Annotated in this window: 16 protein-coding genes and 1 pseudogene; 13 read left to right on the top strand and 4 right to left on the bottom strand. The window is 65.8% G+C overall.

Annotation, left to right across the window (positions count from 1 at the left end):
* The first annotated feature begins 93 nt into the window (after positions 1-93).
* The 7 genes from argS to serS all read left to right on the top strand — a co-directional run bounded on the left by argS (position 94) and on the right by serS (position 7,153).
* Positions 94-1,899, top strand: coding sequence for an arginine--tRNA ligase (gene argS / locus GXY01S_RS01465; protein WP_061271608.1), 1,806 nt, complete (start codon positions 94-96; stop codon positions 1,897-1,899).
* Positions 1,896-2,867, top strand: coding sequence for an SPOR domain-containing protein (locus GXY01S_RS01460; protein ID WP_061271607.1), 972 nt, complete (start codon positions 1,896-1,898; stop codon positions 2,865-2,867). Before argS ends, GXY01S_RS01460 begins: the two co-directional genes overlap by 4 nt.
* 57 nt (positions 2,868-2,924) lie before the next feature.
* Positions 2,925-3,737: a segregation and condensation protein A gene (locus tag GXY01S_RS01455; RefSeq protein WP_061271652.1), complete on the top strand. Its 813-nt coding sequence runs from the start codon at positions 2,925-2,927 to the stop codon at positions 3,735-3,737.
* Complete coding sequence (gene scpB, locus GXY01S_RS01450; protein ID WP_061271606.1) at positions 3,737-4,432, top strand: SMC-Scp complex subunit ScpB; 696 nt, start codon at positions 3,737-3,739, stop codon at positions 4,430-4,432. Before GXY01S_RS01455 ends, scpB begins: the two co-directional genes overlap by 1 nt.
* Before the next feature lie 78 nt (positions 4,433-4,510).
* Positions 4,511-5,071: a Sec-independent protein translocase protein TatB gene (gene tatB, locus GXY01S_RS01445; RefSeq protein ID WP_061271605.1), complete on the top strand. Its 561-nt coding sequence runs from the start codon at positions 4,511-4,513 to the stop codon at positions 5,069-5,071.
* Between the two features lie 7 nt (positions 5,072-5,078).
* The gene (tatC, locus tag GXY01S_RS01440; RefSeq protein WP_082770665.1) at positions 5,079-5,888 is read left to right on the top strand and encodes a twin-arginine translocase subunit TatC; all 810 of its coding nucleotides are present in this window, start codon (positions 5,079-5,081) and stop codon (positions 5,886-5,888) included.
* Positions 5,888-7,153, top strand: a complete 1,266-nt coding sequence (gene serS / locus GXY01S_RS01435; protein ID WP_061271604.1) for a serine--tRNA ligase — start codon at positions 5,888-5,890, stop codon at positions 7,151-7,153. Before tatC ends, serS begins: the two co-directional genes overlap by 1 nt.
* Positions 7,154-7,248: 95 nt before the next feature.
* Here serS and GXY01S_RS01430 read toward each other — a convergent pair.
* Positions 7,249-9,715 (bottom strand): annotated as a pseudogene (locus GXY01S_RS01430) (helicase-related protein).
* A gap of 293 nt (positions 9,716-10,008) precedes the next feature.
* Here GXY01S_RS01430 and GXY01S_RS01425 point away from each other — a divergent pair.
* Together GXY01S_RS01425 and gorA are read left to right on the top strand one after the other, a co-directional pair.
* Positions 10,009-10,887 carry a ferredoxin--NADP reductase gene (locus GXY01S_RS01425; protein ID WP_061271603.1) on the top strand — a complete coding sequence of 293 codons (879 nt, stop codon included), beginning with the start codon at positions 10,009-10,011 and terminating at the stop codon, positions 10,885-10,887.
* A 130-nt stretch (positions 10,888-11,017) separates the two neighbouring features.
* Positions 11,018-12,418 carry a glutathione-disulfide reductase gene (gorA, locus tag GXY01S_RS01420; protein WP_061271602.1) on the top strand — a complete coding sequence of 467 codons (1,401 nt, stop codon included), beginning with the start codon at positions 11,018-11,020 and terminating at the stop codon, positions 12,416-12,418.
* 114 nt (positions 12,419-12,532) lie between these two features.
* On the opposite strand, the gene GXY01S_RS01415 is transcribed toward gorA, so the two are convergent.
* Positions 12,533-12,877 (bottom strand): hypothetical protein, encoded by a 345-nt coding sequence (locus GXY01S_RS01415; protein ID WP_061271601.1) that lies wholly within the window; start codon positions 12,875-12,877, stop codon positions 12,533-12,535.
* Positions 12,878-13,185: 308 nt separating this feature from the next.
* On the opposite strand from GXY01S_RS01415, the gene GXY01S_RS01410 reads away from it, so the two are divergent.
* From GXY01S_RS01410 to gltX, 4 genes are all read left to right on the top strand, one after another.
* Entirely contained in the window at positions 13,186-14,589 is a 1,404-nt protein-coding gene (locus tag GXY01S_RS01410) for a class II 3-deoxy-7-phosphoheptulonate synthase (RefSeq protein ID WP_061271600.1), read from the top strand.
* Positions 14,590-14,621: 32 nt separating this feature from the next.
* Positions 14,622-15,791, top strand: coding sequence for a beta/alpha barrel domain-containing protein (locus tag GXY01S_RS01405; RefSeq protein WP_061271599.1), 1,170 nt, complete (start codon positions 14,622-14,624; stop codon positions 15,789-15,791).
* A 15-nt stretch (positions 15,792-15,806) separates the two neighbouring features.
* Positions 15,807-16,172 (top strand): hypothetical protein, encoded by a 366-nt coding sequence (locus tag GXY01S_RS01400; protein ID WP_061271598.1) that lies wholly within the window; start codon positions 15,807-15,809, stop codon positions 16,170-16,172.
* A 142-nt stretch (positions 16,173-16,314) separates the two neighbouring features.
* Positions 16,315-17,652, top strand: coding sequence for a glutamate--tRNA ligase (gene gltX / locus GXY01S_RS01395; RefSeq protein ID WP_061271597.1), 1,338 nt, complete (start codon positions 16,315-16,317; stop codon positions 17,650-17,652).
* 123 nt (positions 17,653-17,775) lie between these two features.
* Here the strand turns inward: gltX and GXY01S_RS01390 are convergent, their stop codons facing one another.
* Together GXY01S_RS01390 and cysS are read right to left on the bottom strand one after the other, a co-directional pair.
* On the bottom strand, positions 17,776-18,558 hold the full coding sequence (locus tag GXY01S_RS01390; RefSeq protein WP_174520891.1) for an RNA methyltransferase: 783 nt from the start codon (positions 18,556-18,558) through the stop codon (positions 17,776-17,778).
* Positions 18,555-19,934 (bottom strand): cysteine--tRNA ligase, encoded by a 1,380-nt coding sequence (gene cysS, locus GXY01S_RS01385; protein WP_061271595.1) that lies wholly within the window; start codon positions 19,932-19,934, stop codon positions 18,555-18,557. The genes GXY01S_RS01390 and cysS overlap by 4 nt, the downstream gene beginning before the upstream one ends.
* Positions 19,935-19,977 lie beyond the last annotated feature (43 nt).

Genomic DNA, 19,977 nt, shown 5'->3' with positions numbered 1-19,977 from the left:
TTCCGCCTGCCACCGCCCTTGCGCGATGCCGGCGGGCCATACCATGCCGGGCCACGGGGCCTGTTACCGTTATCTGTTGGGAAACCAAGCCGCATGTCAGACAGTCTGTTCGCCCTTTACCTCACGCATGTGCGCGATGCGTTGCGCACGATCATGCCCGACCTGCCCCCAGCAGCCCTTGAGCGCGTCGAGGTCACGCCCACCCGCGATCCTGCCCATGGCGACCTTGCCACCAATGCGGCGCTGGTCATCTCCAAGGCGGCCCGCCGCCGCCCCGCCGAGATCGCGGGTGAACTGGTCACGGCGCTGGCCTCCGTGCCCGGCATTGCGCAGGCCGAGGTGGCGGGGCCGGGCTTTGTCAACATGCGGCTTGCCCCCGCCGTGTGGCAGGCCGTGGCGCGTGACGTGCTGCGCACGGGCGAGGCCTATGGCACGAGCACTGCGGGAAGTGGCGTTAAGGTGAATGTGGAATATGTCTCGGCCAACCCCACGGGGCCGATGCATGTGGGCCATTGCCGTGGCGCCGTGGTGGGTGACGTGCTGGCCAACCTGCTGGCCAAGGCGGGTTACGCGGTCACGAAGGAATATTACATCAACGATGCCGGTGCGCAGGTGATCGCGCTGGCCTGGGCCACCTACTGGCGCTACCTGCAGGCGCTGCACACCACCGTGACACAGGAGGAATTCGCAGCCGTCGTGCCCGGTGGCGTGATCCAGTACGGCGGTGACTACCTCGTGCCCGTGGGCGAGGCGCTGGCCCGCAAACATGGCGAAAGCCTCGCGGCCTCCGGCCTCAGGCCCGCCGACCCCGCCCTGTGGCTCGAGACCGTGAAGAAAGAGGCGGTCGATACCATGATGGGCATGATCCGCGAGGATCTCGCCGCCCTTGGCGTGCATCATGACGTGTTCACCAGTGAGGCGAAGATTCTGGCAGATGGCGAGACCGACCGCGCCATCAAAAAGCTCGAGGAAAAGGGCCTGATCTACGAAGGCGTGCTCGAGCCCCCCAAGGGCAAGCTGCCCGATGACTGGGAAGCGCGCCCCCAGACCCTGTTCCGCTCCACCGAATTTGGCGATGATGTCGATCGCCCGCTGCGCAAGTCCGATGGCTCGAACACCTATTTCGCCAATGACATCGGCTACCATGCCGACAAGATCCGCCGGGGCGCGGATGTGCTGGTCGATGTATGGGGTGCGGATCATGGCGGCTACGTCACGCGCATGAAGGCTGCCGTTGCGGCACTGGCCACCGATGGCCGCCCGGTGCTTGACGTGCTTTTGTGCCAGATCGTGCGCATCGTGCGCGATGGGCAGCCGGTGCGCATGTCCAAGCGTGCGGGCACGTTCGTGACCCTGCGCGACCTGATTGACGAGGTGGGGCGTGACGCGGTGCGCTTTACCATGCTCACCCGCAAGGCCGATGCGCAGATGGAGTTCGACCTTGATCAGGTCGTGGCCCAGAGCCGCGACAACCCGGTCTTTTACGTGCAGTACGCCCATGCGCGCTGCTGCTCGGTGCTGCGGGCGGCGGCAGCTCTTGCCAATGCGGGCAGGCTGCCCGGCGGCCTCACGCCTGCCGAACTCGCAACAGCCGACCTGTCGGGGCTTACGGCCGATGCGGAACTGGCGCTCCTGCAGCGCATGGCGCAGTGGCCGCGCATGGTCGAATCGGCAGCGGGCGCGCATGAGCCGCACCGTATTGCGTTCTATCTCAATGAACTGGCCTCCGATTTCCATGCATTGTGGAACCGGGGCAAGGATGACACGACCCTGCGCTTCGTGCAGGAAGATGACGTGGCCGCAACCCGCACGAAACTCGCCCTTGTCGAGGCGACGGCAACCGTGCTGCGTTCAGGCCTGAACGTGCTCGGCGTGCAGCCGGTCGAGGAGATGCGATGAGTCCTGACGATACCCCGCCGCGCAATGGTGGTTCCGATGATTTCCGGGACAGCCCCGCAGCACCCGATCCCTATGCCGAGCGCCCGGCCACGCGCGAGCGCATGGGGACTGATTCCAACCCCGACCTGAACGCACGCTCGCCCATGGAGCCGGTTGATGACATCGGCCCGCGCCAGCCTGCCCGTGGCGGCCGGGGCGGCACCGATTTAAAGGCCCTGCTGGCACGCTTTGCGGGCAGCAACCTGCTTGGCGATGACCCGCTCACGCGCAAGCTGGTCTATGGCGCGGCAGGTCTTGGCGGCATTCTGGTCCTGGCGATTGGCGGGTGGTCCTTGTTTGGCCACCATGAAGGCGGCATCGCGGTGCTCGGTCCGCCGCCGGGGCCGGTGCGCGTCAAGCCCGCTGATCCGGGTGGCATGCAGATTCTGGGCGCGGGCGATGGCATGGCGGCTGATGGTGGCGTGATGCGCCTCTCGCCCCCGCCCGAGCAGCCCCAGCCCGATGCCATGGCCCGGCAGTATGCCCCGCCACCGGGTGGCGACAGCGCCGATGGCGGCAATGCGCCCCCGCCGCCTGCGTCGTCCGCCCCTGCCGAGGCGCCAGCCCCCGCCGAGCCCGCCCCCCAGGAGGCCGCCCGCAAGCCCGCGGAACCGGCAAGGCCGGCCGAGGAGGAAGCCCCCGCGAGCCTGCCGCCACCGGTGCCGCGCGCGCTCAATGAGGGCAATGGCGCCTATGGCGTGCAGCTTGCCGCCCTTGATTCGCAGGAGGCGGCGCTCAAGAACTGGTGCCGCCTGCTCAGCCGCTACCCCAGCGTGTTCGGCCCTTACCAGCCTGCCGTCGTCAAGGCGGAGCGGGGCGGCAAGACTTTCTACCGCCTCCGCATCAAGGGGCTGAGCAAGGCACAGGCCACATCGGTGTGCGAGAAGGTCAAGGCCAAAAGCCTGCCGTGTGAACCGGTCCATCCCTGAGCGTATTCCATGACCCAGCCAGAGGCGGCGGGGCAGGGGGCGGCCACGCCCGCCCCCATGGCTGAGGGGCAGCCAACCTCGCCCATCGTGCATCTTGACGGGTTTGACGGGCCGATGGACCTGCTGCTTGAACTGGCCCGGGCGCAGAAGGTGGATCTGTGGCGCATTTCCATCCTGCAGCTTGTCGAGCAGTTTCTGGCGGTGGTCCGCGCCATTCCCGCCGTGCGGCTGGAGCAGGCGGCGGACTGGCTGGTCATGGCGGCATGGCTGGCATGGCTCAAGTCGCGCCTGCTGCTGCCCGAGGATGATGGCGAGGGCACCGATGCCGAGGATGCCGCAGCCCTCCTGCACGAGCGCCTGCTCGAGCTTGAGCGCATGATGCAGCTTGGGCGCTGGCTTGGTGCGCGTGACCAGCTTGGCCATGAAGTGTTTGAACGCGGGCAGTCCGAAAGCCTTGTGGCCATCGACCGTTCCGGGCTTGCGGTGGATGTGCCGCAACTCATGCGCGGTTATATGGCGGCCATGCGGCGGCGCGCGCGCAAGGCCACCTACCAGCCGCGCCCGCCACGGTTCTGGACCGTGCAGGACGCGCTGGAGCGGCTGCGGCGCATGCTGGGCACGCTCATGCCCGTGGGCTGGTGCGGGCTCGAGGCCTTTCTGCCGCCCGCAACGGCGGTGGACAGAGCAGGCCCCCTGGCCGAGACCGGCCGGAGGGCCGCCGTGGCGGGCACGCTGCTGGCCAGCCTGGAGATGGCGCGCAATGGCACGATCGAACTGCGGCAGGCGGAACAGTTTGGCCGTATCCTGCTGCGTGAGCGGATGGCGGAAGACCCCGCCGCCCCAATGCAACCTGAAGGGGAGAGGCCCTGATGAACGACCCCGAGCAGCCTGACCTCATCGCGCCCGTGGAGGCCGTGGTGGACGATATCCCGGTGCGGGATTTTTCGCTGCGCCTTGTCGAGGCCCTGATCTTCGCCCGCGCCGACCCGCTCAGCACCCGCGCCATTGCCGAGGTGCTCGGCGCGCAGGGCGGCATCCCGCATGATACCGCCGACCGCGATGCCTACGTGGCGGCAACGCTGGCCACCCTCGGCGCGCACTATGCCGGGCGCGGGGTGGAACTTGTCGAGGTGGCGGGGGGCTGGCAGTTCCGCACCGCCCCTGACCTTGCCCCGCGCCTGACCCGCGTCATGCCGCGCCCGCGCAGGCTGGCGCGCTCGACCATGGAAACGCTGGCCATCATCGCCTACCACCAGCCCTGCACGCGTGCCGAGATCGAGGATATTCGCGGCGTGAGCCTGAGCCAGCAGGTGCTCGACACGCTGCTCGAGGCGGAACTGATCATGCCGCTGGGCCGCAAGGAGGTGCCGGGGCGGCCGATCCTGTGGGGCACGTCAAACGGCTTCCTGCGCCATTTTGGCCTCAAGGACCTCGGCGACCTGCCCCGGCGCGAGGAACTGCTGGTGGACGTGCCCGATGCCGCACCCGAACCGCCCGAAGGCCCGCGCGCGGCGGAGGGGCGTGATGATGCGCCGGATGAGGTTCCTGACGCGCCCGGGGCGTGATAGGTGTGCGGGGCAGGATGATGATGTACGGTCTTGCGCGGGCCGCAAAAGGCGGGCGCGGTAGGGAAGGAACGGCAGATGTTCGATTTCGCATGGTCTGAATTTGCCCTGATCGGGGTGGTGGGCCTGCTGCTGATCGGGCCGAAGGACATGCCTGTCGCCATCCGCACCGTTACCGGGCTGATCAAGAAGGCCCGCGGGCTCGCCACCGAGTTCCAGTCGCATGTGGATGAAATGGTGCGCGAGGCCGACCTGACCGAGGCCCGCGACCAGCTTGGCAAGCTCAAGCGCATGAACGTGCGCGACAAGATCATGAGCGCGATTGATGGGGATGGCGCCCTGCGCCGCTCGCTTGATGATACGCATGAGGCGGCGCGGTCCGCCATGTCGGCGCCCGTGACAGCGCCTGCCTCATCCCTGCCCGAGAAGGCCATTCCCTCACGCCATTACATCCCCCCCCTTGTTGATGACAGCCCAGCGGAAGTGGACGCACCCGATGCGCCCGATTTCCTGCCGCCACGCACCGCCCGGCGCATCGCCGCCGAACTGCCGCGCCTCACCCCGCCAGCCTTCCTGCCGCCGGTGCGGGTCATTCACCGTGGCCAGCGCGTTGGCGTGACCCATGCAGGGCAGGAATAGGAACACGATGGACGCCCAAGACGAAAACCCCAACCCGGACGCCATTGATGACCAGCCCATGCCGCTGCTCGAACACCTTGTCGAACTGCGGCGCAGGCTGCTGTGGTCGATGGTGTCGTTCGTGGCGTGCTTTGCGGTTTGCTACTATTATTCCGAGCAGATCTACTTCTTCCTCGCCAAGCCGCTTGGCGACATCATGCGCCAGAAGGGCGAGCAGCCGCACCTGATCTATACCGCGCTGTACGAGGCCTTCTTCACCTACATGAAGGTCGCCTTCTTTGGCGCGGCCTGCCTGTCGTTTCCCATGGTGGCGGTGCAGGCGTGGATCTTCATCGCACCCGGCCTGTACAAGAGCGAGAAGCGGGCTTTCGCGCCCTTCCTTGTCGCAACGCCCATCATGTTCGCCATGGGTGCGGCGCTGGCCTACTACTTCATCTTCCCCGCCGCGTGGAAGTTCTTCCTGTCGTTCCAGACGGCGGATGGCCAGGACGGGCTGCAGATCGAACTCCAGGCCAAGGTGTCGGAATACCTGTCGCTGGTCATGAAGCTGATCCTGGCATTTGGCATGGCGTTCGAGCTGCCGGTGGTGCTGACGCTGATGGCCCGCGTGGGGCTGGTCACGTCAAAGGGACTGGCGAAGGTGCGGCGCTACGCCTATGTGGGCGCGTTCGTGGCCGCCGCCATCCTGACCCCGCCCGATGTCATTACCCAGACCGGCCTGGCCGTGCCGCTGATCGGGCTGTACGAAATTTCCATTCTCTGCGCCCGCCTTGTCGAGCCGCGCAGGCCGCCTGAAGAAACCGAGGAGACCCCCTGATGCACGACCTGCGTGCCCTACGCGCCGACCCCGCAGGCTTTGACGCCGCCCTGAAACGGCGCGGGGCGCCCGCCGTGGCCGATGGCGTGCTGCTGCTCGATACCGAACGCCGCGCCGCCGAGACCGAACTGCAGGAGCTGCAGGCAAGCCGCAAGAAGATCTCCAAAGAGATCGGGGGCCTGCGCAAATCCGGCGCGGATACCTCGGCACTGGAAGAGCGCGTAGCCCACGGCAAGGCGCGGATGGAGGAACTCCAGACCCGGGTTGCCGAGCTCGATGGCCAGATCCGCGGCACGCTCGAGCGCCTGCCCAACCAGCTTGATGCCTCCGTGCCCGATGGGGCGGATGAAAGTGCCAACGTGGAAGTGCACCGCAACGGCGTGGTGCGCGAATTCAGCTTCACCCCGCGCGAGCATTTCGAGCTTGGCGAGGCGCTGGGCCTGATGGATTTCGAGACCGCCTCGCGCCTGTCGGGCGCGCGCTTCGTGGTGCTGCGCGGCGCACTGGCCCGCATGGAGCGCGCCCTTGGTCAGTTCATGCTCGACTTGCACACCACCGATAACGGCTACGAGGAAACCGCCGTGCCGGTGCTGGTCAATAACGAGGCCATGTACGGCACCGACAAGCTGCCCAAATTCGCGGACCAGTCCTTCCGCACCGAAGATGGCCGCTGGCTCATTCCCACCGCCGAGGTGCCGCTGACGGCCAGCGTCTCGGGCCAGATCCTGCCTGCCAACCTGCTGCCGCGCCGGCTGGTGGCACTTTCCTCTTGCTTCCGTAGCGAGGCGGGGGCTGCAGGGCGCGATACGCGCGGCATGCTGCGCCAGCACCAGTTCCAGAAGGTGGAGATGGTCAGCATCACCACGCCCGAGGAGAGTGACGCCGAGCACGAGCGCATGACCCGCTGTGCCGAGATGGTGCTGGAAAAGCTGGGCATTCCCTATCGCCGCCTGCTGCTGTGCGCGGGTGATACAGGCTTTGGCGCGGCAAAAACTTTCGACCTCGAAGCGTGGCTGCCCGGGCAGAAGGCATGGCGCGAGATCTCGTCATGCTCCACCACGCGCGACTTCCAGGCCCGGCGCATGAATGCCCGCTATCGCGCGGCCGATGGCAAGCCTGCCTTCGTGCACACGCTCAACGGCTCCGGCCTCGCCGTGGGCCGCACGCTGATCGCGGTGATGGAAAACTACCAGAACGAGGATGGCAGCATCATCGTGCCGGAGGTGCTACGGCCTTATATGGGTGGGGCCGACATCATTCGCTGAAGAAAATCAGAAGTTTTTGGGTGCCGCCTTTTTTCAAAAAGGCGGCGTTCTTTTGAAGCTTTTTGAAAAAAGCTTCACCAAAAACTTTTATCTGTTCAGTGCCTTTTGCGGTGGGGGCGTTTGCCCTTGGGGGGAGCGCCATCGCGGTTGCCACCCCGCCGCCCCGGCGGGTTGGCGCGGCTGTCAGGGCGGAAGGGGGAGGCGGACGTGGCCCGCGCGCGCACGCTCTGCTGGCGCAGCACGTCCTCGATCCAGTCATTGAGGCGTGATGTGGTTTCCTCCGCATCCTCGCGGTTGACGTAGGCTTCGGGGAAGCGAAGTGCGAGCCACCGCCATGCCACCAGCCGCTTGTGGCGCTTTTCGGCGCGTTCAAGCTCCGTGCGCTCGGCGCGTTCGGCAGGGGGCAGGTGGCCCGTGCCCGGTGGTGGCACGCTGTTGCCCGCCGCATGGTCCGCCGCCCAGTGCACGAGGCGCTGGATGCCGTTGTCACGGTCATCAACCGGGCACATGGCGTAGACCCAGCGCTGGGCCAGCGTCAGGTCAGGCACGCCTTCAAGGGCGGTGGCGATGGCAAAGGCCTGCTCCATGTTGGCCAGGCGGTAATTGGGGTCATCACGCCGCAGCACCGCGCGGCGGATGCGCACCAGCACGCCGAACAGGCTGTCCGACCCGATCTCGGCGGCAACGGCCTGCACGATATCGGCATCGGGCTGCACCTGCGGGCGCATGTCCTCGATCGGCTGGGGGGGGGCTGCCAGCATGGCGTGGATGAAGGACGGGCTGCCCACGCCCTCCAGCACGGCCACGATTCCCTGCTCATGCTTGCCAAAGCGCCCGGCGCGGCCGCCAATCTGCTTGACCTCCTGCGGGTTGAGGTCGCGGGTCTGGCTGCCGTCATATTTGCGCAGGGCTGCAAACACCACGCGGCGGATGGTCAGGTTGAGCCCCATGCCGATGGCGTCAGTCGCGATCAGGATGTCCGCATCGCCATTATTGAAGCGCTGCGCCTCCGCCCGGCGCACCTCGGGGCTGAGTGCGCCATACACCACCGCCACCCGCTTGCCGTGGGCCAGCAGCAGGGCGCGCAGGTCGAGCACCTCGCGGCGTGAGAAGGCGATCAGCGCATCATGCTTCTGCAATTCAGGCAGGCTGACTGCGCGCTCGGCAGCGACCAGCGGGCTTTTGCGCTCAAGGCGGATTTCATCCACCGGGTCGCCGCACAGCTCCGCAATGCGCCGGACCATGGGAATGCAGTCTGGCGCGCCGAGAATGAACAGGTGCCGCGCGGGGGCGCCCATGATGGCCGCCGTCCATGCAGCGCCCCGGTCGGGGTCAGTCAGCATCTGGGCTTCGTCGATGATGGCGACATCGACCGGGTTGTTCAGCGGGCACATCTCCACGGTGGCGGCAAGATGGCGGCTGCCGGGCACGTCGATGCGTTCCTCGCCCGTGGCGAGCGAGGTCGGCACGCCGCGCGCGGTCAGCGACTCGCGAAACTCATGGGCCAGCAGCCGTAGCGGTGCGAGTGCCAGCCCGCTCTCGGCGCGGGCCAGCGCATCAAGCGCCGTGTGCGACTTGCCGCTATTGGTCGGCCCCGTAACCAGCGTGATGCGCCGGTTGAGCGCGCGCGGTGCGGAAGTGGGCGGCGTAGCGGTCGAGGGCCGCCACCTGCGCAATCACGGCATTGCCCACGCGCCTGTTGCCAAGGTCGGGGGCGAGGGGGGCACGTTTATCGCTTTCCGGTCCCTCGCGCCGCCAGTCAGGCAGGTTCTGGCGCAGGGCCATGAGTTCGGTGGGGTCGAACTCCCAGCGTTCCTGCCCGCCCGCCTGCGGCACGCGGCGGGCGACGGGCAGGCGGTTCTCGGCAATCCAGCGCAGGGCCTCGCGCTGCGAGCAGCGCAGCAGGCCGGGCACGTCGCTGAAGGGCACGAGGCTCTTTTCCCACTCCCGCAGGCGCTGCACTTCCTCGCGCCGGCGTGCGCGCGCGGTGTCCTCTATGCGGGCATCGCGGTCCTTGCGGCTGCTTTCCGCCGCATCAAGGCCCGCGGCAAAGGCGGCTGGGTCGGGCAGGGCGAACGCATCGGCCACGGCCAGCGCCAGGGTGTGCAACTCGCCGGGCGAGAGCATGCGCCCCGTGCCATCGAACAGGTCGGAGCGGATGTTCTCCACCGCTGTGGGGGGCGTGTCGCCCTGGGCGCGCAGTTTTTCGTGCAGCACGGGGGTGAGGGCTGCGAGCAGGGTGGCGTCATCGGGTTCGGGGGTCTCGACCGTTCTGGCGGCGGCCTCCGTATCCGCGCGGGTGACCCAGACCTGGCCTGCCCGGCGGGTCAGGTCCATCAGGCGCGAGCCCCACGGCTTGCGGCGCACGGTGCACAATGCTGCGCGGAAGGTGGCGTCATCCACCCGCTCCGCGCCGGGGGCCAGCTTGCGGGCGATCACGCGCTCGAGCTTGGGGCGCTCGCGGGTTTCAACATGCAGGCCGGTGGCGGCGATGGCCGCATCAAGCGCCAGCGCGGCAGGGGCGGCGGTGGGCGCGTCGCGATCGGAGAATTCTGAACTCATGCTTCCTATGTGCGTCATCCATGCGGCGGGGACAATGGACTCCGGCTTGCATCGACGTGGGAAATCATTGAATAGAGGCCCCCATCGTACGTGTCTGACGTGCCAGACGCGCCCCGGAACGGGCCTTATGCGGCAGGTTTGACCGCCCATGGTGCGTGATATGTTTGTTTTGTGCTGGAAATCCACGTTGTGGATGGCCTAAACATGCCCGCCTTAGCCATATTGTTGTGGGTGGCGCATGTTTCAGGAAATCCTGTGTCTGCGTCATATCCAGCCGGGAGAGTGATAACCAGATGTCCGATACGTTGATTATGCCAACCAGTGAGACCATGCTCACCGGCCTCGCCCCGGTCGAGGGGCAGCCCGGCGTGTTCCACCTTGCCGAACCCACCAAGGAATACGGCCACCTGAATGCCGAGACCGTGCTGTCCGTGCATCACTGGACCGACCGGCTGTTCACCTTCACCACCACGCGCGACCCCGCGCTGCGTTTCGAGAACGGCCAGTTCACGATGATCGGCATCGAGGTCGAGGGCAAGCCGCTGCTGCGCGCCTACAGCATTGCCAGCGCGAATTACGAGGACAACCTCGAATTCCTGTCCATTGCCGTGCCTGATGGCCCGCTGACCTCGCGCCTGCGCCACGTCAAGGTGGGCGACAAGGTGCTGATCGGCCGCAAGCCCGTGGGCACGCTGCTGCTTGATAACCTGCGCCCGGGCCGCAACCTGTATTTCCTGTCCACCGGCACGGGGCTTGCGCCCTTCATGAGCCTGATCAAGGACCCGGAATGCTACGAGCGTTACGAGCACGTGATCCTGAGCCACACGGTGCGCATCTCGGGTGAGCTGGCCTATTCCAACCACATCCGCCACGAACTGCCCGAGCATGAATTCCTCGGCGAGGACGTGAAGGGCAAGCTGCTGTACTACCCGGCCGTGACCCGTGAGGAATTTGCCGTAACCGACCGCATCACCAAGCTGATCGAGACGGGCAGGATCTTCACCGATCTCAACATCCCCGCACTCGACCCCGAGCATGACCGCGTGATGATCTGCGGTTCGCCCGAGATGCTGGCCGATACCGAGAAGATGCTCCAGGAGCGTGGCTTCGACGAGGGCAACAACTCCCACCCCGGCGCCTACGTGGTGGAAAAGGCGTTCGCCGAGCGCTGATCCCGCCCACACCCCCGGCCATTTCGTCATGGCCGGGGTTTTTTTATAGCCCCCGCCGCCAGCAGGGCGGGTTATTGCCGGAAGGCGGCGTGCTGTGTCCCGTCCGGCCGAGACAGGATGCACAACCGGCATGAGTTATGATTTTGATCTGTTCGTCATTGGCGCGGGTTCGGGCGGGGTGCGTTGCGCGCGCGTTGCCGCCAGCCACGGGGCACGGGTTGCCGTAGCCGAAAGCCGCCACTGGGGTGGTACCTGCGTCAATCTGGGCTGCGTGCCCAAGAAACTGATGGTGCAGGCCAGCGACTATGGCGACTGGGTGGATGACAGCCACGGCTTTGGCTGGAACACGCAGCGCGGCCACAATGACTGGGGCGCCCTGATCGCTGCCAAGGACCGCGAGATCGCCCGGCTGAACGGCATCTATGTCTCGATGCTGGAAAAGGCCGACGTGGCCCTGTTTACCGGCCATGCCACCATCGAGGACGCGCACACCCTGCGCATCGACCCCTCCCCACTCGCCCCGCATGAAGCCCCGCGCCGCGTGACCGCCGCGCGCATCGTCATTGCGGTCGGCTCCACCCCCACCCTGCCGAAGCTGCCAGGCGTGGAATATGCCATCTCGTCCGACCAGGCGTTTCACCTTGAAGCGCGCCCCGCCCGCGTGTGCCTGGTGGGGGGTGGTTATATTGGCGTGGAGTTCGCCGGTATCTTCCGTGGGCTTGGCTCATCGGTGGACCTGGTCTACCGCCAGAACCTGCCGCTGCGCGGTTTTGATGCCGACCTGCGCCACGCCCTGCATGATGCGATCGACCTGCGTGGCATCCGCCAGCACGTGGCCGCCTCGCCCACCGCCATTGAAAAACAGGCGGATGGCAGCTTTGTCGTCAATCTTGATAACGGCACCCGGATCGAGACCGACTGCGTGTTCTTCGCTACCGGCCGCCACCCCAAGATCACCGGGTTGGGGCTGACGCAGCTTGGCGTGGCGATGGAGGAGAACGGGCGCATCATCGTTGATGACGGCAGCGAGACGACGGTGCCCGGCATTTACGCCATAGGCGACGTGACCAACCGCCTCAACCTGACCCCCGTGGCCATTGCCGAGGGCCATAACCTGGCCGACCGCCTGTTTGGCAAGGCACCGCCGCGGCAGTGGTGCTACGCCACCACGCCCAAGGCGGTGTTCTTCACCCCCACGCTGTCCAGCGTTGGCTTGACCGAGGCGGAGGCCGCGAAGGAAGGGGATGTGGATGTGTATGTCAGCCGCTTCCGCCCCATGCGCAACACGCTGAGCGGGCGCGCGCAGCGCACGTTGATGAAGCTGGTGGTCGATCAGGCCAGCCAGGTGGTGGTCGGTGCCCACATGCTGGGCGATGACGCGCCCGAGATCATGCAGGGGCTGGCCGTGGCCGTGACGGCCAAGCTGAAAAAAACCGACTGGGACCGCACGATCGGCATTCACCCCACGGCAGCGGAGGAATTCGTGACCATGCGCACCCGTACGCGGGTAACGCCGCGCAGCGCGGGCTGAAGGGTAAAGTCAAAAAATAGTAAAAGTTTTTAGGTGCCGCCTTTTTTCAAAAAGGCGGCGTCTACTGAAGCTTTTTGAAAAAAGCTTCACCAAAACCTTTTATCTGTATTCCGGTTAGCGCGGGGCCACCCAGCCATTGCCGGTGGAATCGCCCAACTGGCCATCACCGTTGATGCCGCTGCTCTGGTAGGCCGAGCCGAAGCGCGACAGGTCCGTGCCCGTGACCGAGTCACGGTGCACATGCTCCAGATGGTCGGGGTCGGGGCCGTGGTTGAGTTCCATCGACGGCGCTTCCTCATAGCCGGGCGGCAGATGGCCGCGCTGGCCATGAACGGTCATCCGGTCCTGATCGGAGCTGCTGGTGTCGTCCTGGCTGGCCGGGGCGGCCATGGCCGTCACGCTCAACAGGCACAGCCCGGCCGAGAGGGCGGTTATGAGTTTCCCACGTGACGTGGCCATGATCCGTAATCCTTTTACCTGAGAGAGCAGCATGCCAAGGCTTTTTGGCTAAGGGAAGCGGTGCCCTGGCAGGCCAACCATACCTCTTTTACATATGGGCGGCCCCGTGGCGCAATACGACCCCAAGGGGCGGCGGGCAGCCTGTGTTGTGGCCGCCATGCAACATTTATGCGCCCCATCCTGCCACCCATATCACAGCGCGCCGCGAACAGGCTTTGCCATATGCCGGTTTTTTCGACATAAAGGCGACCCTTCCGCCCGTGGGCGGAAAGGACTGTCTTGTATCAAGAGGAATTAGGATCCGACCCATGAGTGCGACGCACAGCCACAACAGTTCTTCCCGGCAGGCCTGGACGCCGGAGAGCTGGCGGTCGTTTCCCGCGCGGCAGATGCCGCGATACCCCGACGAGACAGCCCTGAGCGGCGTCGAAGCCCGCCTGCGCCGCTACCCGCCGCTGGTCTTTGCCGGTGAGGCCCGCCGCCTGCGCGCCCACCTGGCCAAGGCCGCCACGGGGCAGGCCTTCGTGCTGCAGGGCGGCGCATGTGCCGAGAGCTTCAGTGAATTCACCGCCGACATCGTGCGCGACACCTTCCGCGTGCTGTTGCAGATGGCGGTGGTGCTGACCTTTGGCGCCAAGGTGCCGGTCATCAAGATCGGGCGCATGGCGGGCCAGTACGCCAAGCCGCGCTCATCAGACACCGAGACCAAGGACGGCGTGACCCTGCCGTCCTATCGCGGCGACATCATCAACGGCTCCGACTTCACCGAGGCCGCGCGCATTCCCGACCCCAGGCGCATGGAAACCGGCTACTTCCAGTCGGTTGGCACCATGAACCTGCTGCGCGCCTTCGCCAGCGGCGGTTATGCCAACCTGCATGAGGTGCATCGCTGGAACCTGGGCTTTGTCGAGCGCTCGCCGCTGGCACAGCGTTATGGCGAACTCGCCGGGCGCATTGGCGAGACGCTGGACTTCATGGCGGCATGCGGCCTGAACGCCACCACCACGCCCCAGATTGACGAGACCGAGTTCTACACCTCGCACGAGGCCCTGCTGCTGCCCTACGAGCAGGCGCTGACCCGCATCGATTCGACATCGGGCGAATGGTATGACTGCTCGGCCCATTTCGTGTGGATCGGCGATCGTACCCGCCAGCCCGATGGCGCGCATGTCGAGTTCCTGCGCGGGGTGCGCAACCCCATCGGCATCAAGGTCGGCCCCTCCACCACCATCGAGGACCTCGAGCAACTGCTCGACATTCTCAACCCCACCGATGAAGCCGGGCGCATTTCGCTTATCTCGCGCATGGGGGCGGGCAAGGTGCGCGACCACCTGCCGCCGCTGCTCGAAAAAGTGATGGCCACGGGCCGCACGGTCACATGGCTGTGCGACCCCATGCATGGCAATACGAGTTCGACCTCGACGGGTGTGAAGACCCGCTCGTTCGATGCCATCCTGTCCGAGATCCATGGTTTCTTTGATGTGTTCGAGGCCGCGGGCGCCAGCCCCGGTGGCGTACATTTTGAAATGACGGGTCAGAACGTGACCGAATGCATCGGTGGCGCCCACCGGCTGACGGAGGATGATCTGGGCGAGCGGTATGAAACCTTTTGCGATCCGCGCCTGAATGCGGAACAGTCGCTGGAGATGGCATTCCGTCTGGCCGAGGAACTGAAGACGCGAATGCACCGGATGGCTGGCGGGGCACGCTGACCCCGCCGCCGGAAAGCGGAAAGGGAGCGCACATGACCCAGGGTGAACCGGCATGCCGTGACAGGCTTGCCAGTGCGGCGGATGACATGATCGCAGCCCGCACGGATGCGTATTTCAACCGCACCCGCGCCATCGTGGCGCATTTTGGCGACAGGAAGGTGACCTATGCCATCTTCCTGCGCCGCCCCGTCATTTCCGCCCCCCGGCTCATGACCGAGTGGCTGCGCGCGGTCGGCAGCGCGCGTGGCATCGCCATTGACACGACGCTCCTTTACCCCGAGGGCACATGGGTGGGGGCGGGCGAGCCGCTGGCTTACATATCCGGCTCGTTTGAAGCCCTTGCCCCGCTCGAGACACTGGTGCTCCAGCGCCTCGGCCCGGCCTGCGTCGCGGCCCATAATGCCTACCAGATGGCCATGGCGCTGCCCCATGTGCGCTTTCTGGCCATGGAGGCCCGCCATTGCGCGGGCTTTGGCATGCAGGAGCAGATGGCCTATGCCGCCTCCGTTGGCAGCCATGCCGCCCAGAAGGAAGGGGCGCATGGCTTCATTGGCGGCGCGAATGACGCCACGGCCCATTATTTTGGCACCACGCATGGGCTGGGCACCATGCCGCACGCACTGGTAGGCTATGCGGGCTCCACCCTGCGGGCAGCCGAGATGTTCCATGAGGTCTATCCTGCAATGGACCTCGTGGTGCTGGTTGACTATTTTGGCCGCGAGGTGACGGACGCGCTGGAAGTGTGCCGGCACTTTCCCGAACTTGCCGCGCAGGGGCGGCTGGCCGTGCGGCTCGACACGCATGGCGGCCGCTTCCTTGAAGGGCTGGACCCTCAGGCCTCCTATGACGTGCTGGAGCGGCACACGCCGGGCACCATCCGGCGCTACCGCTCGGACAAGGAACTCAGCCACCTTGTGGGCACCGGGGTTTCGGCCGCGGCCATCTGGCGCATGCGCGAGGTGCTGGACGAGGCGGGATTCCCGCATGTGCGTATTATCGCCTCATCGGGCTTCAGCGTGGAAAAATGCCTGAGCATGGCCGATGCCCATGCCCCGGTGGATGTGATCGGCACGGGCTCGTTCATCCCTGACCGCTGGTCCGAGACTTATGCCACGGCGGATATCGTGGCGTATGACGACGTGCCACGGGTCAAGGCGGGGCGCGAGTTCCTGCTGCGCCGCACGCCACACGACCCGGAATAACGAAAGGCTTCATCTTTGTCAGAAAACATCTTTGCCCCCGAGGGCGGCTGGCGCGTGCGCATCATCGACCTGTCAGGCGGCGCCGAGGACAATATCGTCGAGGAGGTGGGCGGCTTTCCCGACCTGATCCAGGCCAATGCCTTTGCGCGCGCCTATGTGCGCGACAGCATCGAGCGTTGCCGCATGGCGGGGCTTTCGGCAGCCGACATCCTCAAGGCCTGGTTCGCGTTTGGCGAGGACGCGGAGGTGCTTGAAGCGGGCGATCAGGGCTGGCGCTCGGCCAATGAACTCGATGATTTCGCAGCCCATGCCGCAACGCCCATGGAGCGTGACTGGCGTGCCTTCGACCCCCGCCGGGGCGATGATGGGGACGAAGCGTAAAAGCCCTGCGGGGCAGAGAAAAATTTCTGGCGAAGCTTTTTTCAAAAAGCTTCGGGGAACGCCGCCTTTTTGAAAAAAGACAGCACCTGTTTCATGCATGTGTTCTCTGGCGTTCGGGGCGTAATCGCCGCATATAAGGGGCATGAAACTCCGTTTTGCGCCTAGCCCGACCGGGCTGATCCATGTTGGCAATGCGCGTCAGGCCATTGCCAATGCCCTGTTCGCCCGCCGCCACAAGGCCCGCTTCCTGCTGCGGATTGACGATACCGATCGTGCCCGCTCCAAGGAGGAATACGTGCAGGCCCTGCAGGACGACCTGCGCTGGCTGGGCATGGAGTGGGATGAATTCGTGCGCCAGTCCGACCGGCTGGACCGCTACGCGCTGGCCATCGAGGCGCTCAAGGCCAGCGGGCGGCTCTACCCGTGCTTCGAGAGCGAGCAGGAACTGGCCTCAAAGCGCGAGGCGCGCATCCGCATGCGCAAGCCGCCAGTCTATGACCGCGCCATGCTGCGCATGACCCCCGCGCAGCGCGCCCAGGCCGAGGCCAATGGCAAGGTGCCATACTGGCGCTTCAAACTGTCCGATCACCGCACGGTGGAATGGAATGACCTTGTCATGGGGTCATGCCGGGTCAAGCTGCCCGCCATTTCCGACCCTGTTCTGGTGCGGGCCGATGGCACGGTGCTGTATACGCTGGCCTCGGTGGTGGATGACCTGGAACTGGGCATTACCCACATCATCCGTGGTGAGGACCATGTGACCAATACCGGCGTGCAGATCGACATTGCCGAGGCGCTGGGGGCCAAGCGCAACCGCTTCACCTTCGCGCATCTGCCGCTTCTGCTCGATGAGGGCGGGGGCAAGCTGTCCAAGCGGTTCGACGGGCTGTCGATTCGCGCATTGCGGCAGGATGGGGTCGAGCCTTCGGCCATCGTCTCCTACCTTGCCCGCCTGGGCAGCGCGGATGACCCGGCCCCGCTGTCATTTGATGAACTGGCCAAGACCTATGACCTCGGACGTGTTTCCCGTTCAGCGGCGCGGTTCGACATGCGGCAGTTGCTGGGGCTGAACCGGCGCATCATGCACGCCATGCCGTTTGAGGAAATCCGCAGCCGCCTGCCCGAAGGGGCGACCGAAGCCTTCTGGCTGGCCGTGCGCGGCAATGTGGATATGGCAGGCGAACTGCGCCACTGGTGGGATGTGGTGGCAGGCGACATCGTGCCGCCCGTGATCGAGGAGGCGGACCGCCCCTTCCTGCTGCATGCACTCGAGTCGCTGCCTGTGGAGCCGTGGGATGAAACCACGTGGAAAACATGGACCGCCGCAGTGAAAGAGAGCACGGGCCGCACGGGGCGGGGCCTGTTCCACCCCCTGCGCCTGGCGCTGACGGGTGACGACAGCGGGCCGGAAATGCGCGACCTGCTGCCGCTGATGGGCCGCGCCCGCGTGGCTGACCGGCTCCAGATCGCCGCACGCTGATACGAAAAAGGCCCGGTATGAAAACCGGGCTTTTTTGTGAATGAAAGTTTTTGGTGAAGCTTTTTTCAAAAAGCTTCAAAGAACACCGCTTTTTTGAAAAAAGGCGGCACCCGAAAGCTTTTGTTATTTCTTGTCCTGCCGCGCCTTGCGCCCGCGTGAAAGCTCGGTCACCACGCCATGCAGCGTGCGCAGTTCCTGCTCCGTGACTTCGCCACGCAGGAAGAAGTGCCGCAGGTTACGCACCATGCCTGCCCGCTTCTGCTCGTTGCGCAGGAAGCCGCATTCATCAAGGTCGCCAATCAGGTGGCGCATGAAGTTGTCGAGTTCGCCCCGGGTGGCCACATGCGTCTCGTTGGTCATGAGCGTGCGCGGCGGGGTGTCATCCTTCGCCATCCACCACTCATAGGCCATGATCATCACCGCCTGCGCGAGGTTGAGCGACATGAAGGCGGGGTTGAGCGGGTAACGGATCAGCGCATCGGCCCGGGCCATGTCCTCATTATCCAGCCCCGCGCGTTCGGGGCCGAACATCAGCCCCACCTTCAGGCCGCGATCAGTCATCTCGCGCAGTTCGGCAGCGCCCCCGCGTGCGGTCAGCACGGGTTTGACGATATGGCGCGGACGCGGGCAGGTGGCGAAGACGTGGTGCAGGTCGGCCACCGCATCATCCACGGTTTCAAACACCTGGGCGGATTCAAGAATGCGGTCGGCACCCGAGGCGCTGCGCCACGCGCGCTCCAGCGGCCAGCCATCGCGCGGGGCGACAAGACGCATGTGGAACAGCCCGCCATTGGCCATGGCGCGCGCGGTGGTGCCAATGTTCTCGGCCATCTGGGGCCGGACAAGGATCACGACAGGGCTGTTGCCAATGGGGCCGATATCCGCCCCGCCATCACGGCCGGTCATGCCTGCCTCCATGTCGTGCCCTGCGGGCCATCTTCAAGCACAATGCCCTGTGCCGCGAGGGTGTTGCGGATTTCATCCGCGCGAGCAAAGTCACGCGCCTTGCGGGCGGCCAGACGTTCTTCAATCAGGCGCTCGATTTCAGCCGGGTCGACTTTCGCCCCACTGCGGAACCATGCCTCGGGCGTGTCATGCAGCAGGCCGATCAGGTTGCCCGCGGCCCTGAGTTGTGCGGCGGCCATGCTGTCGCCCGCTACGGCCCTGTCGGCCAGCGCATGCATCTCGGCCAGTGCGCGGGGGGTGTTCAGGTCATCGCACAGAACGCTCACCACGCTCTCGGGCGGCTCTACGGCTGGCTGCGCAGGGTCAAGGGCCTCGAGCGCGCGGTAGAAGCGGTCGAGCATCTGCTTGGCCTCGTCCAGCCCTTCGCGGGTGAAGTTCAGCACCGAGCGGTACTGCGCGCGCAGCAATAGAAGGCGCAGGGCCTCGGCCGGGGTGTCACGCAGTACGTCGCGCACGGTCAGGAAGTTGCCGAGCGATTTCGACATCTTCTCCCCGTTCACCAGCAGCATGGCGTTGTGCACCCAGTGATTGGCGAAGTGCCCGTGCGGGTGGCAGCACATGCTCTGCGCGCGTTCGTTCTCATGGTGCGGGAACAAAAGGTCGGAGCCGCCGCCATGGATGTCGAAGCTCTCGCCCAGATAGCGGTGCGACATGGCCGAGCATTCGATATGCCAGCCCGGACGGCCCCGGCCCCACGGGCTGTCCCAGCCCGGCATCTGGTCGTCTGATGGTTTCCACAGCACGAAGTCGCCCGCATTGCGCTTGTAGGGGGCCACTTCCACGCGGGCACCGGCAATCAGGTCATCGGGGCTGCGGCCCGACAGCGCGCCGTAGGATGGATAGGTGTCGACCGCGAACAGCACATGACCCTCGGCCTCATAGGCATGGCCGCTTTCGATCAGGCGGGCGATCATGTCCTGCATCTCGCCAATATGGTGCGTGGCGCGGGGTTCGATATCTGGCGGCAGGATGCGGACGGCGGCCAGATCCTCATGGAAATCATGGATCGTGCGCGCGGTCAGGTCGGCAATCGACTCATTGTTGGCATGGGCGCGGGCGTTGATCTTGTCATCCACGTCGGTGATGTTGCGCACGTAGGTGACGTGTGGATACAGGTGGCGCAGCAGGCGCACCAGCACGTCGGCGGTCAGCATGGCGCGCAGGTTGCCGATATGCGCCAGGTCATAGACCGTGGGGCCGCAGTAATAGACCCGCACGTTATCCGGGGCGAGCGGCGTGAAGGGCGTGGTGCTGCGCGTCCTGCTGTCATGCAGGTGCAGGCGGGGCAGGTTCAGGCGGGGCTGTGTGTCGGACATGATGCGCCTAGATGGGGCAGACAGGCAGGGATAGGCAAGACCC

Origin of the sequence: Komagataeibacter xylinus NBRC 15237 (assembly GCF_001571345.1) — a bacterium.
Classification (GTDB): domain Bacteria; phylum Pseudomonadota; class Alphaproteobacteria; order Acetobacterales; family Acetobacteraceae; genus Komagataeibacter; species Komagataeibacter xylinus.
Note: the sequence above shows the minus strand (reverse complement) of the source record. Positions and strands in the feature narration are given on the sequence as shown.

Coding starts and splice junctions, on each gene's coding strand:
- serS (WP_061271604.1), top strand. CDS start 5,888: ATGCACGACCTGCGTGCCCTACGCGCCGACCCCGCAGGCTTTGACGCC.
- cysS (WP_061271595.1), bottom strand. CDS start 19,934: ATGTCCGACACACAGCCCCGCCTGAACCTGCCCCGCCTGCACCTGCAT.
- GXY01S_RS01415 (WP_061271601.1), bottom strand. CDS start 12,877: ATGGCCACGTCACGTGGGAAACTCATAACCGCCCTCTCGGCCGGGCTG.
- GXY01S_RS01455 (WP_061271652.1), top strand. CDS start 2,925: ATGGCTGAGGGGCAGCCAACCTCGCCCATCGTGCATCTTGACGGGTTT.
- GXY01S_RS01390 (WP_174520891.1), bottom strand. CDS start 18,558: ATGACCGGCCGTGATGGCGGGGCGGATATCGGCCCCATTGGCAACAGC.
- GXY01S_RS01425 (WP_061271603.1), top strand. CDS start 10,009: ATGTCCGATACGTTGATTATGCCAACCAGTGAGACCATGCTCACCGGC.
- GXY01S_RS01405 (WP_061271599.1), top strand. CDS start 14,622: ATGACCCAGGGTGAACCGGCATGCCGTGACAGGCTTGCCAGTGCGGCG.
- tatC (WP_082770665.1), top strand. CDS start 5,079: ATGGACGCCCAAGACGAAAACCCCAACCCGGACGCCATTGATGACCAG.
- argS (WP_061271608.1), top strand. CDS start 94: ATGTCAGACAGTCTGTTCGCCCTTTACCTCACGCATGTGCGCGATGCG.
- GXY01S_RS01460 (WP_061271607.1), top strand. CDS start 1,896: ATGAGTCCTGACGATACCCCGCCGCGCAATGGTGGTTCCGATGATTTC.
- GXY01S_RS01410 (WP_061271600.1), top strand. CDS start 13,186: ATGAGTGCGACGCACAGCCACAACAGTTCTTCCCGGCAGGCCTGGACG.
- gorA (WP_061271602.1), top strand. CDS start 11,018: ATGAGTTATGATTTTGATCTGTTCGTCATTGGCGCGGGTTCGGGCGGG.
- gltX (WP_061271597.1), top strand. CDS start 16,315: ATGAAACTCCGTTTTGCGCCTAGCCCGACCGGGCTGATCCATGTTGGC.
- tatB (WP_061271605.1), top strand. CDS start 4,511: ATGTTCGATTTCGCATGGTCTGAATTTGCCCTGATCGGGGTGGTGGGC.
- scpB (WP_061271606.1), top strand. CDS start 3,737: ATGAACGACCCCGAGCAGCCTGACCTCATCGCGCCCGTGGAGGCCGTG.